This window comes from Kosakonia sp. N21 (genome assembly GCF_050587465.1).
In the GTDB taxonomy this organism is placed as follows: Bacteria; Pseudomonadota; Gammaproteobacteria; order Enterobacterales; family Enterobacteriaceae.
Window position 1 is genome coordinate 350,838 of sequence record NZ_JBOBHR010000002.1, and the last position, 17,267, is coordinate 368,104.

Here is a 17,267-nt window from a genome sequence, read left to right on the forward strand (position 1 = left end):
ACCGTGTTGATTGTGTTTGTTCCTCTTTAAGCGCCGCAAGGCGCTTTTTTTAGCGCTTTGACACCCGCAGCGCTGTTCGCCGATGGCCGCTCTGCGCCGCTGCGCATTGCCGCATACACCGAGCACAGCTCCTGCAGGCTACGGGTGCCGGTGCGCTTCATCATACCGTTGCGTTGCACACTAACCGTGGTCGGGCTCACGCCGCGAATGCGGGCGATATCATCTACCGAATGCCCGCGCAGCAATAGCCGCATGATCTGCTGCTCGGCGCTGGTGAACTTAAAGGTGCGGTGGTGATAACCAGGATGCCGGTTTTGCTCCGACAGGAGCGTCATGACATTCAGCGCCTGACGCAATTCTTCAGGACGGATATTTTCCGCCAGGCACAATTTCACCAGTCCGGGGAAAAGCAGCGTTAGCGAATCAAAATGGCGTTCGGAAGAGATAAAAATGGCGTAATGACCGGGGGGATAGGAGAAAAACAACGAATACATTTCCACAATATCCATACCCGTGGTCACGTATATTGCCGATTCGCTGCCGGGGGAATGGCGACGCTTTTCCGGACGCAGATCCCTGAGTATTTTCTCAATTCCATAGATGAAAAGGCGATCCTTCCCATAGATTGTCATGTAGGTACTCCAGAGGTAATGTTTTTATTTTGACTCTCCGTGGACGGAGGCATTTTCTGTTTTTTCCTGATTGTTAGTGATGTTTTCAGGCAGATCAACTCACCAGAACCGGTTTGTTTAGGTTTCGTTTATGCGGCAAAGACAGCAACGCGGTGATGATGTCCCTTGCGTTTCGCTTACCGATGTTCCCAGTGTATTGCATTTTTTGTCAAATGTTCGCGTTTTATTCCAGGAATAAATTTACCACGCTATTTATTTAGCCCCCCCAAATACTATTATAACGATCACATACACCACTGTATGTAAGTATCAAATCTTATTGATTTTAAAGAAATTATTTACATTAAGATTATCTTTATAAACGCATTTTTACTATTTTTTATTCTCTCTTTAAAGTTCGATCTTAGTCTCAAAACATCATTTCAAATTGTGTAAAAGTGCGTTCCAGTTAATTCATTGTTATCGATTAAAACAAAGAAAGCTGTTGCTGAGCAATCATTCAATGATCCTTAACAACGTATTCTGTGTGGTGAATCCCCCTAAGCGGCGGGGTCATGCTGATATGAGATTAACCTCAATGAGGTTCCATTTTTATGGACGAATTGTGGAGATCGGCCTGCAATTCACCGGGAGGCACCCGGCACCACACGCCACTTTAAATATGCAGTATCGCCGCGGTTATCTTTAGCCATCGCAGGTGACTATATTCGGCATAATAATTAGGCCTGCTAATTATATCGCTTTGCAATGAGAGTGAATTATCCATTCCTCGTTGAATTAAACCATCTGCAATTTCGCAGAGGACATCTTGTACCTTTTGACTATAAATAATAGGGGTTTTTATGTTACGCACGCTTTTATTCGTTACCGTACCTTTAATGAGCATTGCCGCCCATGCTGTGACATTTGATTATCGTCATGAAATTAATGACAGCGGAGGAAATAATCACAAAGACCGTTTATTAATGTCACACCGTTTTGCCAATGGTTTTGGTTTGTCGCTGGAAGGCAAATGGAAAGGTTCACAGAATAAAGACAAGGCTTATCACGAAACGGTCAGCAACGGCACTGAAGTGGTTGCCAGCTATGTTTATAAAATCAACCCCACTTTCCAGATTGAACCGGGCTTCTCACTGGACTCCAGCTCCAGCTCTAACAACTACCGCCCGTATCTGCGCGGAAAAGTGAACATCACCAGCGATGTCGGCGCCACGCTGCGCTACCGTCCTTACTTCAAGCGCAACTCCGGCAATATCGGCACCACAAAAGATACCAGCGAAAACGGCTACAACCTGACCGCCGCCATCTCCTGGAAACTGTTTAATGATTATCAGCTCGACTACGAGCTGGATTACAAACACGCCACCTCTGCGGGCGTGCTGATTGCCGACAACGAAAACTATGACTGGTCACATGATTTTAAATTAACCTACAAGCTGGATAAAAACTGGTCGCCTTACGTTGCAGTGGGCAACGTTTCCGGCAGTAAATACACCGATGAGCGTCAGACCCGTTATCGCGTGGGTGTGAAATATAATTTCTGATGCCACGTGGCAGGTATTCTAAATTAATCAGGGATTTCGGCGGAAATCCCTTTTTTAGCGATGAGATGAAAAATGAAACGTTCAACACTGGCGCTAACGATTGGCCTGATAAGCCTCTTCTCTTATAACGCCGCTGCGCAGGAGAGTGCACGACTGAGCAGCGTAAAAACCTTTGCCGATACGGTTATCGACAAAGCCGGCGATAAGCAACACCCTGGCGTACCGTTGCTGGCAAATGGCGTGGATCCGCGCACCGGCAAACAGATGGAGTGGATCTTCCCCGACGGGAGAACCGCTGTGCTGTCAAACTTCTCGGCACAGCAAAACCTGATGCGCGTTCTGGTGGGGCTGAGCAATCTGACCGGCGATCCGAAGTATAAGCAACTCGCCGAAAACAACGTGCGCTACTACTTCCAGCACTATCAGGATAAGAGCGGCTTACTGCTGTGGGGCGGGCACCGCTTTATTGACCTGAAGACGCTGCAACCGGAAGGGCCAAGCGAAAAAGAGAAAGTACATGAGCTGAAAAATGCTTACCCGTACTACGAGCTGATGTTTGCCGTCGACAAACCCGCCACCGCACGCTTTATCCGCGCGTTTTGGAATGCACATGTTTATGACTGGAAAATACTGGAAACCAGTCGCCACGGCGAATACGGCAAAGCGATGGGCAAACTGTGGGCCAGCGATTTTGAACAGCAGCCGCCGTTCTTCGCCACCAAAGGGCTGAGTTTCCTTAATGCCGGGAACGACCTGATCTATTCCGCTTCCCTGCTCTGGCAATACGATCATGAGCAAGGCGCACTGACCTGGGCGAAGCGGCTGGCGCACCAGTACGTTCTGCCCCGCGATAAAAAAACCGGACTGGGCGTTTATCAGTTTACCCAGGCGCTGAAACGCGCTGAAACCACCGATGATACGGATACCAACTCGAAATATGGCGATCGCGCGCAGCGTCAGTTTGGCCCGGAATTCGGCCCGGACGCGCTGGAAGGCAATATGATGCTGAAAGGCCGCACCAGCACCCTCTATTCGGAAAATGCATTAATGCAGCTGGCGCTGGCGAAATCGCTGGGACGCGACGGCGAGGATATTAAAAAATGGACGCTGGATGGCCTGAAAGCGTTCGCCCACTATGCCTATGATGCGCAGACCAACAGCTTCCGGCCGATGCTGGCTAACGGCACCGATCTTTCGGGCTTTGTGTTAAAACGCGATGGCTACTACGGTAAAAAAGGAACGGTGCTTAAACCCTATCCGGCAGGCAATGAGTTTCTGCTCTCTTACGCCCGTGCCTGGACACTGGAGCAGGACGCAGAAATCTGGAAAGTGGCGCGCGGCATTGCGCAGGGCCAGGGGTTGGGAGACATTGGCGAGCCAGGCGGTAAAAACAGCAAGCTGGATCTGAATACCCAAAACAGCGAACCGTACGCCATTTTCGCACTGATCGACCTGGCGCAATCCACCGGCAATAAAAGCTACCTTGAACTGGCGGATAACGTGGCGAAGAACATCATCGCCAGCAAACGTCTGAACGGCTTCTTTGTTGACGATCCCGGCTATATCTATGCCAATATCGACAACATTGCGCCTTACGCTCTGCTGGCGCTGGAAGCCGCGTTTCGCGGGAAACCGGATGCCGTCGCCCCGTTCCTGAACGGCGCGGGGTTCACTGAAGGGGCTTACCGGCTGGAAGATGGCAGCGTGCGATACTCGACGCGTGATGATGAGCTGTTCAGCCTGAAACCCGGCGAGCAGCTTAAACCGAATGGGAAAAAGTAATCCTTTCAATCCCTCTTACGGCGTCGCCGTGGGAGGGGTTCCCGCGTTATCGCCCGGTCCTCTCCCTGGCAAGAGAAATAATAAAGAGTCTTTCACATTCCTGTTTGCGTTTTTTCTTAATAAAAATAAAAATCATAAAATTCAAAACAATAAAAAAACGCATCCATTATGGCTGTTACTCAATTAATCTTATTTATTTTGACTTAATCTAAATTAATGTCAGCAAGAGCATTCCCTCTGCTAAAAATAAAAAATGGCAGCATCACAAAAACGAGCCCACACTCAATTAACACGCACAATGTCTTAAATAAATTCACCATTCTGCCGTTAATGATGATAAGAACCAGAACGATCTCAGTATCACAGGGTATTGTATGAGTATAGCTGATGGCAAAACGCCCTATCCTCAGACCGGCAACACGCATAGCATCATGAAGCAAACCATCATTCTGATGGTTTCGTTGATGAGTTTTATCTTTCTGACCACCCTGTTTGCACTGATTCAAACGGAAAATGACTTAATTCAGACGACCTACAAACGTGACAGCCATTTATTAGTCAAAGCGCTTGAAAATACGCAGGAAAACATCCGGTTGCATCTCGCCGATAATGCAGACTGGGACGAAGCGTATGATAATTTACATCGCCAGATAAACACGCGCTGGGCGTGGGATGAGAAAAATCTGGGGGCATCGCTATACACCAAATTTGGCTATGACGGCGTATTTGTTATCTCACCGACAGGCACCACCCCTTACAGCGTCGTTGACGGTCAGTTACAGGCCATTCCGCTTGAGCAAGCACTCGGCTTTAACCCTATTAATGCGTTAAAAAAAGAGCTGCTGGTCAGTAATGGCCAGGCGCTTTCGCATCTGGTTATGCGCAACGGAACACCGGCAATCCTTGCCGCGGCCTGGATCATCTCTGACGATACCGATGACGTTATCAGACCGGCTGAGCGTTCGCTCATGGTGTTCGTGGATACATTAACGCCTGCGAAACTGCAACGTCTGGGGGAAGAGTACGGCATTAACCAGCTTACGCTCGCCACACCTGACGCCAAAGGCAAAAATAAAGCCACGATTAACGTCGGCAGCACATCACTTGAGCTGCAATGGAACAATAAAAACCCGGCGGATACGCTGCTAACCTGGGTGCTTCCTCTGCTGGTCCTGCTGATGACAACCTCCGTGCTTTTCGCCTGGAGCCTGGCACGTAAAGCATTAGCCAGGGCGCGAATGAACGACGAAAAAACCTTCCTGCTGGAGCAGAGTCGTCAGGCGCTATCCACCAGCGAACGCCGTTTTCGCGATGTGGTGGAGACCACGACCGACTGGATCTGGGAAGCGGATGAACAATTGCGGCTTACCTGGATTTCCACCCGTTTCCCGGTGGTTACCGGCAATCATATTGAGGAGTGGCTGGGGCGCAGTTTTCTCGACTTTCTGGTCGGGGAAAACAGCGCACTCGCCACCTGGCTTGAGTTACCGCATCCGGGTAACTGCCTTACCCTCTCGCAATGTGGTTATGTCTCAGCGCTGGGCAGCCCGCGCTTTTGTAATTTAACGCTCAAGCGTGTACTGCTGGCGGATGGCAGTCTTGGCTTTCGCGGAACCGCCACCGATGTCACGCTGGAAGTAGAAACCAGCGCGCGTATTCAATATTTGTCGCATCACGATGAAATAACCGGGCTCCCGAACCGCTTAATGATGAAAGAGTTTCTGGATGGCAAGCTGCTGTCGAACAATGCGCAGGCCGGAACGCTGGTCATGATGAGCATTGATATCAATGACTTTAAAGCCATTAATGATATTTATGGTCATGCGGCGGGAGATAAAGTATTGAGCGAAGTCTCAGAAAGATTACGTAAATGTGTACGCAGTACCGACCTGGTGGCTCGCCAGGGTGGCGATGAATTTATTGTTATCTTACCGGATGTTGAAAACGAACAAGATATTCAGGTGTTCTGTCAGCGGATCATTACGGAAATTAACCAGCCGCTGTTTATTCATGGCAATGACATTCACCTTGGTGTCAGCATTGGTATTGCACAATTACCGAAAGATGCGCTGACCGCAAAAGATTTACTGCGTTACTCGGACATTGCTCTTTATAAAGCTAAAAACGCCGGCAAAAATAATTATGTCTTTTATCAGCCGGATATGGAAAGACAAATTGTGCAACGCCGTGAACTGGAAAGAGAATTACGTGTAGCGATTAATGATGGGCAGCTGTTTTTGTTATACCAGCCGCGCTACGATCTTCGTAGCTCACGCATTACCTCTGTAGAAGCGCTGGTCCGCTGGCAACATCCGGGTTACGGCTTATTAATGCCAGATCTGTTTATTCCGCTGGCGGAGGAGACCGGTATTATTGTTGATCTTACCGATTGGGTATTATGCAAGGCGTGCGAAGAAGTGGGTCAACACTTTGAAAACATGTCGGTTTCCGTCAATATCTCCCCCGTTGAGTGTCGGGATCCGTCGATGGTGTCACGGGTAAAAAATGCGTTGCAGAAAGCGGCATTCCCGGCATCAAGGCTGGAGTTAGAATTGACTGAGAATATTACGCTCAATGGGCCAGATACCACCAAGTCAGTGATGCATGAGTTAAAATCATTAGGCGTCAAATTACTTATTGACGACTTCGGCACCGGTTATGCCTCATTGCATTATCTGAACTGTTTCCCCTTTGACGGCATCAAAATTGATAAGTCATTTGTCTTTGGCATGAATGATTCTGAAACCGCACACAAAATAGTGGAAAAAATCATTGACCTCGGAAAAGATTATAATCTGGAGGTCACCGCGGAAGGTGTGGAAACACTGGAACAACTGGAGCAACTTAGATCTTATCAATGCGACATTGTTCAGGGGTATTTTATTAGCCGCCCCACCACCCTCGAAAAAATTAAACTTAACGCAAATTTTACCGTCGAAGAGACATTATTATCAGCAGAAAAACACTGAGTCTGCTAATCATCAAAACACCACTGCAAATATAATTATTTCTGTGACGAAACCACTGGAAAAATATCATCTCTTATGTTCTATTATCCATAAATTGATTTAAATCAATTTTCACATCGTAAAACGCTTTTTCAAAAAAACAAAAGACCGTTTTATAAACGCCTGAGGCGTTCTGGTCACGATAACCAGGAGGGTAAAATAGCCGGACTGCAGGCCAAACCAACCTGAAGGGTAATATCTATTACCGGGGGAAACATGATGACAATACTTCGCGATATAACTATCCGTAAAATGCTGCTGATCATTCTGTCGTTATTCAGCATTATCTGGGCAATGGCCACCTTCCTGACGTTTCAAAATTTCTCGAGAATCGATCACTTATTAACGCAGAATGCTGAACAAAAAAATGCCTACTCATTACTGGTAAAAGGCAACGATCAGTATTTCCGCTCAGTAACCCGGATGTTACGCGCAGTAGATTTTCAACAGTCTGGCGATGAAGCTAACGCAGAAAAAACCTTTGCCACCTCAGGTAAAGCGCTGGCCATCACGCAAGATATGCTGGCGAAGTTTCGCCAGGCCCAGCACCCTGGCGTGGATAAAGAAGTGGTCGATGCCATGGTTCGTGACTGGGAAACCCTGCTGAATAATGGCATCGTGCCGATGCTGAATGCTGCACAAACGAAACAAACCGATCAGTTTCGCGAACTGTTTCGTAAAACCTACCCGCCGCTGAGCGTACAGTTTGGCGCCACGGCGGAAAAATATACCCAGGCAATCCAGTCTAATGACTTACTCGACCAGACCCGTTCTCAGGTCGTCTTTAATAAATATGTCCTGATCAGCGCGCTGATAGCCGGTATTTTGACGCTGCTTCTCACCGACCGCTATCTGGTGGGCTTCCTGGTAAAACCGATTGGTATGATCAAAGGTCACCTGGAACTGTTAACGGCGGGCAAACTTAACCATGAATTGAATGAGTTTGGCCGTAACTGCGCCGGGCAATTGATTCCTTATATTCGCAGCATGCAGGAAAGCTTACGCACCACAGTTGAAACGATTCAAGATAGTTCCACTGCTATTTATCGCAACACCAACCAGATCCGCGAAGGCAATGATGAACTCTCCGGGCGTACCGATCAGCAGGCCGCCGCGCTGCAACAGACCGCAGCCAGTATGGAAGAGTTAACATCGACCGTGCGAAATAATGCCGACAACGTCCGTGACGCGCGCAAACTGACAGAAGAAGCGCAACATACCGCACAGAAAGGGGGCGAAATCACCGCCACGGTGGTGAAGACGATGCACGGAATTTCCGAAAGCTCGCAGAAAATTGCCGACATCACCACGGTGATCAACGGTATCTCCTTCCAGACTAACCTGCTGGCACTGAACGCAGCGGTAGAAGCGGCACGTGCGGGTGAGCAAGGTCGCGGTTTTGCGGTGGTCGCCAGCGAGGTTCGCGCATTGGCGCAGCGCAGCGCGCAGGCAGCGAAAGAGATCGAAACATTAATTCAGGAATCCGTCACCCGTGTGCAAACCGGTGCGGAGCAGGTTCAGGAAGCGGGTGGAGCAATGGCTAAAATTATCACCTCTGTTGAGCAGGTGAATAAATTAATGACCGAGATCTCCGTTGCTTCAGAAGAGCAAAGCCGCGGGATCGAACAGATCGGCCAGGCCATGACCGAAATGGATGGCGCGACGCAGCAAAACGCCGTGCTGGTTCAGGAAGCGAAAGCGAACGCCGTCTCCCTGGAAAAAGAAGCTGAGCAGTTAAACAAAGCCATCGCCCTGTTTGATTCCGGGGTAAGCACAAGCCGGCATACCGCTGAGAAGAGCAGTAAAAGCTTACGCAAACCTGCCAATCTGGCGCTGGCCTCATCCGGTGATAACTGGCAGTCGTTCTGATCCATTTCGGCATGATTGACTCTGCGCCTGAGGCCCCCCTCAGGCGTTTTTTATTGCTTCCACCCGCTAAAAATCTCCCTAGCCAACTGATATTCCTTCTTTTTCTGCTGAATGGCGAAAAATACACCTTGTGCTAATTTTTTTGAGGTGCAGAAAAGAAAAAGAGGGTTTTAGCATGAAGTTCAATGATGAGCAGACGGGACTCATTGGATTAGCCATTGGCGCAGCAGTGATTGGCCTGGTTGCAGAACGCAAGTCGATTAGCCGGGATGCAATCATTGAGGAAATTGAACGGCAAGGCAGAAACCGGGGCGACGGCGTTGAAGATACGGTTTTTCTGAAAGCAGCGGATCTGGTGCGTAAAGGTGTGTGACCGTCAGCCCGCCAAAGGAGGGTGGGCTGACGTTTAACCGGCATTGACGTGTTATTTCACCGTGCCCTTCACGCCATGCGGCTCGGCGCGCCGGTATTGCGGCGCAATGTGCACAGCGCCATGCAGCGCTGCTGCGGCATGCCACGGCCAGCGGGGATCGTAGAGCACGCCCCGCGCCAGGGCGATCAGATCGGCCTCACCCTGCTGGAGAATGCTTTCAGCCTGTTGCGGTTCCGTGATCAACCCGACGGCAATGACCGGCATCCGGGTCTGCTCACGCAGCGCTTTAGCGAACGGCACCTGATACCCCGCCGTCACCTTAATGCTCTGCAACGGTGAGAGCCCGCCGCTGGAGACGTGAACATAATCGCCGCCTGCCGCCTCAATTTTCTGCGTCAGTACCGTAGACTGGGCTAAATCCCAGCCGCCTTCCACCCAGTCGGTGGCGGAGATACGAATCCCCACCGCCACCGCTGAAGGCACCGCCTCACGCACCGCACGGAAGACCTCCAGTGGAAAGCGCATCCGGTTATCGAGGCTGCCGCCATACTCGTCACTGCGTTGATTAGAGAGCGGCGAAAGAAACTGATGCAATAAATAGCCGTGGGCGGCATGGATCTCAATAAGCTCAATGCCCAGCGCCACCGCGCGCAGGGCGCTGTCGACAAATCCCTGTTTCACCCGCGCCAGATCCTGTGTGGTCATTTCTCGCGGCGCACGTTCCGCAGGATCGTGGGGCAGATTCGATGCAGAAAGTGTTTGCCAGCCGCCCTCTTCAATTGAGAGCTGCTTGCCGCCTGACCACGGGGCGCTGACAGAGGCTTTACGCCCGGCATGACCAAGCTGGATACCGATTTTTATCGGCGAATAGTGGCGAATATCCTCAATAACCTCACGCAGTGCTGCCTGCGTTTCATCATCCCACAGGCCGAGATCCTGGGGAGAGATACGGCCAGCAGGCTCTACTGCCGTGGCTTCAATGATCAGCAACCCCGCGCCGGATAACGCCAGGTTACCCAAATGGATACGGTGCCAGGCAGTGGCTTTCCCCTCGACGGCGGAATACTGGCACATCGGGGCTATGACGATACGGTTATCCAGTTCAACCTGACCCAGGTTGACTGGCGAAAACAATTTGCTCATTCATCATCCTTATTCCGGCTGTTCAATGACGCGCCAGGACAGCAAAAGACAACATTATCCGCCCATGACTCTCCGCCGGATGCCCAAGCTTGTCGTTGGCGGAATGTGCCCTTTTTGGGCTGTTCATTTTCAAAACCTGTTTAAAGAGGTGGAGATATCCCGTCGTTATAGCTGCGTCACACCGCGCGCCGCCGCCTCGTCCCGCCACTGCAACAAGGGAATATACGTCTGGCGAGTGACCGGGGAGAAACCACCAATCAACGCAGCCGCACAACGATCCTGGTAGCGCACGTCATTCACTAACTGGCGCAACGCTGCCTGCAAGAGCACCACGGTCTTCGCGGTCGTCTGGCTGGCTGTGATCAGCGGTAATCCCGGGGATAGCGGGCTTTGCCCTATCACCGCCAGCCCGGTGAGTAACGCAGGTTGATGGCGTTGCAAAAGCGCGTACGTAACGCAATCAATCGCGGCGAGATCTGCCGTTGCCTGCCGGAGTTCAACCAGTGATTGCCGGTGGCTACCGCTAACGGCGACATGGGCAAAGAAGCGCCCCGCTCCCGGTAGCTGCGCAACCCTATAGCGCAGGGCGTTATAGCCGGATTGGGAGTCCACGGCATTGCACACGGCACGGCGACCGCGAAAATCCGCCAGTGCCTTTCCGCGATCCGCTTCGCGCGCCACCAGCAGACTGCGATAGTGGATACCTTCGCACCCCGGTACCAGATAGTGAAAACAGCCCACGGTCTGCACCTCGCTCAGGGTGGTCATCAACGGATAGCCGCAAGTCTGGCTAAGCAACACATCGTCCCGTTGCCAGTGGCTAAGCAGATCGTCGCCGGGCCAACAGCGCTCCGCCCGCAGACCGTGCTCCGCCAGTATGGTTTGCAAGGCCTCCAGCAGCGCACGCGTGTGCGGGCGACACAGGTCATACATCGGCAACGCAATGTTACTCATCGCGCTGTGGGAAGCCAGGGTGTGCATTCACGTCCACCGGGGTCAATAAAAAGCGCCGTAACCATTCACTATAGCCGCGCACCAGAAAACCACGATTGCGCTGCCGCCAGGCGGCCTGGTCACGCAGATAAATCGTGCGTAAACCATACCAGGGCACACCGGGCAAATCATGGTGGATCGCATGATAATTCAGGTTGAGAAACAGGATGCGCCACGGCAGCGCCGCTTCGTTGATCACCGAACGCGCCAGCGGATCATCTGCTGCCTTGTGTTCAAGAAATGAGCGGATTTTAGTGATAGCCAATGCCGGGTAACTCACCATTAGCACATACCACAGCGCCGGGAAGTCGCAACAGGCCAGCCAGGTGAAAACCACAGCCAGCAGCGCCATATGGACAATCCACATGGTTATCGTTTTACCTTGTCGCTGACAGAATGCCCGCACCATGCCCGCCAGCAGTTGCCCGATGTCCAGTAACGGCGACAGCAGCAGACGGCCAATAAAAGTATTACGTAAATGAATAACCGTTCGCCGCCAGCCCGACAGGTGTTGCCAGCGATGAGGAGAAAAATAATAGGACTCCGGATCGTCTTCCGGCAGGGTCAGTAAATGGCTGCGATGATGCGCCAGGTGGGAGTCGCGGTAGAGGCCGTAAGGGTACCAGATCGCCAGCGGCAAGCTCCCCAGCAGTTGATTGAACCAGGCAACACGCGTAGGGTGACCGTGGATCAGCTCATGCTGGACCGACATATACCAGCAGGTAAACACCACCAGCAGCGCCGTTGCTGGCAACAGCCCCAGCGTGTTCCACCAGGCCAACGTGGCGAACCAGCCGCTGTAGACCGCAATGATCACGCCCCAGGTAGGCAGTTCGCTGCGCCATACCCAGCTACGGGATAGCTGGCGGATAAAATCACGCTGCTGTTGATGTAAATAAACCGGACGCCCTTTCGCCATTCACGCACACGCTCGCTGCTTGCTCTTTTCAGCGCAACGATGCGAGAGGAAGCCGGAAATGACAACGTACTTAAATCACTTAGCTATTGCACAAAACGGAAAATCTCACGCCCCCGCCGCTGACGGGGGCGTGTTGTTTCTCGCGCTTAAATCTGCGCCATACCGCCGTCGACGAACAGCTCAGCACCGTTAATAAAGCTGGCGGCATCGGAGGCCAGAAACGCGACCACTTTACCAATCTCTTCCGGTTCGCCGAGGCGGCCCAGCGGCACTTGCGCGGCAAGCGCATCGAACAATCCCTGGCGATGTTCGTCCGGCACCAGCTCCCCCAGACCCGGCGTACGCACCGGCCCCGGACTGACCACATTCACGCGGATCCCGCGCCCTTGCAGATCCAGCGACCAGGAGCGGGCAAAGTTACGCACGGCCGCTTTACTGGCGCTGTACACGCTAAAGTTGGCAGTGCCTTTGATCGAAACGGTCGACCCGGTCAGCACAATGGACGCACCGTCAACCAGCAGCGGCAGGGCTTTCTGTACGGTAAACAGTACACCGCGCACGTTGGTGGCAAAAATACGATCAAAATGCGCTTCCGTGATGGCGCCTAATGGCAACATATCGCCGCCGCCTGCGTTGGCGAACAGAATGTCGAGCCGCCCGGCGCTTTTGGCGATGTGTGCATACACCGTGTCGAGATCGGACAGTACCGATGCGTCAGCACGGAAGCCGGTGGTATCGTGGCCGATCTCCGCGACGGCGGCGTCCAGTTCTTTTTGCCGACGACCGGTGATAAACACGCGTGCCCCCTGCGCTACCAGCTCTTTCGCCGTTGCCAGACCGATCCCGCTGGTCCCGCCCGTTACCAGCGCAATTTTTCCGCTCAATGCAGTGTTCATGATTTATTCCTCATATCAGTATCGGGTTAATGGATGCGCCTGAACGTTCACCGCGTGTCGCCTCAGGCATGGCGGTAATGTAGCGCCGGGACTTTTATTGAAAAATAGTGAAAAATGAAAATGACTATTCACCACTGTGTATAATCATGCAGAACATTGCAGGAGAAGATCATGGATCAGTTAATGGCAATTCGGGCCTTTGCCCGCGTCGTGGAAGCAGGCAACTTTACCCGGGCGGCGGATTCGCTGGAGATGCCGAATGCAACGCTGAGCAAGCTGGTGCAGGAGCTGGAAGCGCACCTCGGCGTACGCCTGCTGCAACGCACCACCCGGCGGGTTACCGTCACGCCGGAAGGCCGTGATTACTATGAGAAAACGGCGCGTATTCTGCGCGATCTGGAAGATATTGATACCGGCTTTAACGTGGCGCGCAGCACACCACGCGGCCAGTTACGCGTTGATATAGGCGGTTCGACAGCCAGAGAGGTGTTGATCCCCGCCCTGCCCGATTTTATGGCGCGTTACCCGGATATTCGTCTCGTTCTGGGCGTGTCGGATCGCTCCGTGGACCTGATCAGCGACAATATTGACTGTGTGATCCGCGGCGGTCCGCTGGATAACTCCTCGCTGATTGCCCGCCATATTGGCGCGGCGACGCTGATCACCTGCGCAACACCGGGTTACCTGCAAACGTTCGGCACGCCGGCTTATCCGCAGGAGCTGAAAAACGGTCACCGGCTGGTCAGTTATCTCTCGCCGCAAACGGGCAGAGCGTTCCCTTTCCGCTTTGCCCGCGACGGCGAAAAAACCGAGATCAAAGTCGACCACCGCATTGGTATTAATGAGAGCAACGCCCATCTCGCCGCCGGGCTGGCGGGGCTCGGCATCATCCAGACGTTCAGTTATGCCGCCTGCTCAGCGCTGAAAGAGGGGGCGCTGGTGGAGATCCTCAGTGCGTGGCGCCCGGCACCGTACCCTTTCCACGTGGTCTACCCACAAAACCGCCACCTCACACACCGCCTGCGCGTTTTTATTGACTGGCTGCTGGAATGTTTCCCGGCGCGAATCAGCGGTCGCGTGATGAAATAAAAAATAGCGTGCGGAAAATATTATCCCGTTAAACATTGTTGAATAAAAAACATCATGAAGAAAATATGAACAAAATATGTGTTAAATAAGTAATCTTGTATCTTTAATAAATGTTCAATAATGCAAGCTCACTCTAATAATATTTTAACTTACTGTTTATAAACGATATTATATTTGGTAATGTTTGAATGATTATTATCTTGATAATCAATGCCGTTTCCACTACCGTCGTTAGTGCATGATTTAGCTTGCTAATAACGTCATGCATTAACCTCTCTCGCTTTATTCCTTTTTCGCTGGCGCTGAAAGGCCGGGTACCGGCTTTACCTTATATCTTTAACGCCACGGCATAAGGAGGCGTCACGACGTCTGCAAAATGCGTCGGCAGTGGAAAGCGAGAACCGAGCGTACAAGAAGAAAACAGGGAATATGGCATGAAACATACTTCGCACTACTCACTGGCCATGCTGGTTCACATGGCTCTCTGGGGACTGGCGCTTCCGGCATACGCCGCTGACACCAACAATACGTCTGACGCCACCCAGAAAACCGACAGCACAGCCGCGCAAAATGAAGATACGCTGGTCGTGACCGCCGCTAAACAGACCTTACAGGCCTCCGGCGTTTCCACCATTACGGCGGATGAAATCAGCAAGCATCCCCCCGCACGGGATGTGTCGGAAATTATCCGCACACAACCCGGCGTAAACCTGACGGGTAACTCCACCAGCGGACAGCGGGGAAATAACCGCCAAATCGATATTCGCGGCATGGGACCGGAAAATACGCTGATCCTCGTTGATGGCAAACCAGTCACCAGCCGTAACGCGGTGCGCTATGGCTGGCGCGGCGATCGCGACAGCCGCGGCGACAGCAGTTGGGTACCGGCAGAAATGATCGATCATATCGACGTGATCCGTGGCCCGGCCGCCGCGCGTTATGGCAACGGCGCTATGGGCGGGGTGGTGAATATTGTCACCAAACCGAACCAGAACGAATGGCACGGCTCCTGGAACACTTACCTGAACGCACCGCAGCATCGCAAAGAAGGCGCGACAAAACGCACCAACTTCAGTCTTAACGGCCCGGTTTCGGATACCGTCAGCGTTAACCTGTGGGGCAATCTGAGTAAAACTCAGGCCGATGCGCAGGACATTAACTCCGGCCACGAAGCGGCGCGTACCGGCACCTATGCGGGTTCCTATCCGGCGGGTCGCGAAGGGGTGATCAACAAAGATATCCATGGCAAAGTGCGCTGGGAGTTTGCGCCGATGCAGGCGCTGGAATTTGAATCCGGCTACAGCCGCCAGGGCAACCTGTATGCGGGCGACACGCAGAATACCAACACCAGTACGCTGGTGAAGAGCAAATACGGCAAAGAGACCAACCGCCTCTACCGACAGACCTATGGCGTGACCTGGACCGGCGGTTGGGACAATGGCGTCACTACCAACACTTACGCTCAATATGAGCGCACCCGCAACTCAAGGATCAATGAAGGCCTGGCTGGCGGCACGGAAGGGATCTTCTCCAGCGATAAGTTCTCCGATATCGACCTGGCAGATGTACTGCTGCACAGCGAGATCAACATCCCCTTTACGCTGGGTGTGGACCAAAACCTGACCGTCGGTACCGAGTGGAACCAGCAGAGGATGAAAGACGGGGTATCCACCACCCAGTCGCTCTCGTATGGCTCGATCTCCGGCATCGACAGCACGGGTCGTAGCCCTTACTCCAGCGCCGAGATTTTCTCTCTGTTCACCGAAGATAACCTTGCACTCACCGACAGCACCATGCTGACCCCGGCGCTGCGCTTCGATCACCACAGCATTGTGGGCGATAACTGGAGCCCGTCGCTAAACCTGTCGCAGGGGCTGGCGGAAGACTGGACGCTGAAACTGGGGATTGCCCGCGCTTACAAAGCGCCGAACCTCTACCAGCTCAACCCGAACTATATTCTCTACAGCAACGGTCAGGGTTGCTACAACAGCAGCGCCGCCTGTTACCTGATGGGTAACGACGATCTGAAAGCTGAAACCAGTGTCAACAAAGAGATCGGTATTGAGTACAAGCACGACGGCTTCCAGACGGGCATTACCTGGTTCCGTAACGACTACCACAATAAGATCGAGTCTGGTTACGCCGCCGTCGGCACCGCCAGCAACGGCAAAACCAGTATCTATCAATGGGAAAACATTCCCAAAGCGCTGGTGGAAGGTCTGGAAGGCACGCTGAATGTGCCGGTAAGCGAGACCGTTAACTGGACCAACAACATGACCTGGATACTGCAAAGTAAAAATAAGAAGACCGGCGATCGTCTGTCGGTGATCCCGCAATTCACGCTGAACTCTGCGCTCTCCTGGCAGGTACGTGACGATCTCTCTTTGCAAAGCACCTTTACCTGGTACGGACGCCAGAAACCGAAACGCTTTAACTACAAAGGTGAAGCAGTTTCCGGTAGCGAGCTGAATGAAATCAGCCCGTACAGTATCGTTGGCCTGAGTTCGACCTGGACGGTGAATAAAAACCTGAGCCTGACCGGCGGCATTGAGAATATCTTTGATGTCCGCCATTATCGCGCAGGTAACGCCCAGACCACCGGTAACTCTACCACGGGCGCGTATCTGTATGGCGCAGGTGCGGAGACCTATAACGAATCCGGCCGTACCTTCTATGTCAGCGTCAATACGCATTTTTGATGCTCATCGCCATGCCGGAATATAAGGATATTCCGGCTTTTTATTCAGCAACGCGCGGTATGCCTGCATTGTTATATATGATGACAAAATCTTCACCGCTTCTGCATAATCCGTTCACGGTGTAGGTTTATTATTGCCTCGTTGGTTCTGCTGGAAATGAATTCCGTCAGGGTCAATAGTGGCGCAATGCCGCTCCTTCATATGTAGTACCTCTTCCCCCCTTCCAAATCCCAACCGCAGCAATGCGGTGAAGGGGGGAACCCCACGCGCTTCGCTGCTCGCATCATCCAGTCCTCTGTTATTACCGCAGAAGTCTGTTC

At 52.3% G+C, this 17,267-nt stretch carries 12 protein-coding genes; 7 read left to right on the forward strand and 5 right to left on the reverse strand.

From position 1 onward, the window contains the following. Positions 1 to 26 precede the first annotated feature (26 nt). Positions 27 to 632, reverse strand: a complete 606-nt coding sequence (locus tag ACQ3G7_RS05430; protein ID WP_430889120.1) for a helix-turn-helix transcriptional regulator — start codon at positions 630 to 632, stop codon at positions 27 to 29. An 842-nt stretch (positions 633 to 1,474) separates the two neighbouring features. On the opposite strand from ACQ3G7_RS05430, the gene ACQ3G7_RS05435 reads away from it, so the two are divergent. The 5 genes from ACQ3G7_RS05435 (at position 1,475) to ACQ3G7_RS05455 (ending at position 9,208) form a co-directional block, all read left to right on the forward strand. Continuing rightward, positions 1,475 to 2,176, forward strand: a complete 702-nt coding sequence (locus ACQ3G7_RS05435) for an oligogalacturonate-specific porin KdgM family protein (RefSeq protein ID WP_263097673.1) — start codon at positions 1,475 to 1,477, stop codon at positions 2,174 to 2,176. Between the two features lie 72 nt (positions 2,177 to 2,248). Next, positions 2,249 to 3,958, forward strand: coding sequence for a pectate lyase (locus tag ACQ3G7_RS05440; RefSeq protein WP_430889121.1), 1,710 nt, complete (start codon positions 2,249 to 2,251; stop codon positions 3,956 to 3,958). A gap of 374 nt (positions 3,959 to 4,332) precedes the next feature. Then, the gene (locus ACQ3G7_RS05445; RefSeq protein WP_430889122.1) at positions 4,333 to 6,927 is read left to right on the forward strand and encodes a bifunctional diguanylate cyclase/phosphodiesterase; all 2,595 of its coding nucleotides are present in this window, start codon (positions 4,333 to 4,335) and stop codon (positions 6,925 to 6,927) included. Positions 6,928 to 7,185: 258 nt separating this feature from the next. Continuing rightward, on the forward strand, positions 7,186 to 8,835 hold the full coding sequence (locus ACQ3G7_RS05450; RefSeq protein ID WP_430889337.1) for a methyl-accepting chemotaxis protein: 1,650 nt from the start codon (positions 7,186 to 7,188) through the stop codon (positions 8,833 to 8,835). A 175-nt stretch (positions 8,836 to 9,010) separates the two neighbouring features. Beyond that, positions 9,011 to 9,208 carry a hypothetical protein gene (locus ACQ3G7_RS05455; RefSeq protein ID WP_430889123.1) on the forward strand — a complete coding sequence of 66 codons (198 nt, stop codon included), beginning with the start codon at positions 9,011 to 9,013 and terminating at the stop codon, positions 9,206 to 9,208. 51 nt (positions 9,209 to 9,259) lie between these two features. Here ACQ3G7_RS05455 and ACQ3G7_RS05460 read toward each other — a convergent pair whose 3' ends face one another. The 4 genes from ACQ3G7_RS05460 to ACQ3G7_RS05475 form a co-directional block, all read right to left on the reverse strand. Beyond that, a complete protein-coding gene (locus ACQ3G7_RS05460; RefSeq protein ID WP_430889124.1) occupies positions 9,260 to 10,351 on the reverse strand; it encodes an NADH:flavin oxidoreductase/NADH oxidase in 1,092 nt (363 codons plus the stop codon). Between the two features lie 165 nt (positions 10,352 to 10,516). Next, positions 10,517 to 11,332, reverse strand: a complete 816-nt coding sequence (locus tag ACQ3G7_RS05465) for a phosphate/phosphite/phosphonate ABC transporter substrate-binding protein (protein WP_430889125.1) — start codon at positions 11,330 to 11,332, stop codon at positions 10,517 to 10,519. Next, complete coding sequence (locus ACQ3G7_RS05470) at positions 11,298 to 12,263, reverse strand: fatty acid desaturase (protein WP_430889126.1); 966 nt, start codon at positions 12,261 to 12,263, stop codon at positions 11,298 to 11,300. Before ACQ3G7_RS05470 ends, ACQ3G7_RS05465 begins: the two co-directional genes overlap by 35 nt. A gap of 146 nt (positions 12,264 to 12,409) precedes the next feature. After that, on the reverse strand, positions 12,410 to 13,159 hold the full coding sequence (locus ACQ3G7_RS05475; RefSeq protein ID WP_430889127.1) for an SDR family oxidoreductase: 750 nt from the start codon (positions 13,157 to 13,159) through the stop codon (positions 12,410 to 12,412). A gap of 171 nt (positions 13,160 to 13,330) precedes the next feature. Between ACQ3G7_RS05475 and ACQ3G7_RS05480 the strand changes: the two genes are divergently transcribed. Next, a complete protein-coding gene (locus ACQ3G7_RS05480; protein WP_430889128.1) occupies positions 13,331 to 14,248 on the forward strand; it encodes a LysR family transcriptional regulator in 918 nt (305 codons plus the stop codon). Between the two features lie 434 nt (positions 14,249 to 14,682). Next, positions 14,683 to 16,947: a TonB-dependent siderophore receptor gene (locus tag ACQ3G7_RS05485; protein WP_430889129.1), complete on the forward strand. Its 2,265-nt coding sequence runs from the start codon at positions 14,683 to 14,685 to the stop codon at positions 16,945 to 16,947. Positions 16,948 to 17,267 lie beyond the last annotated feature (320 nt).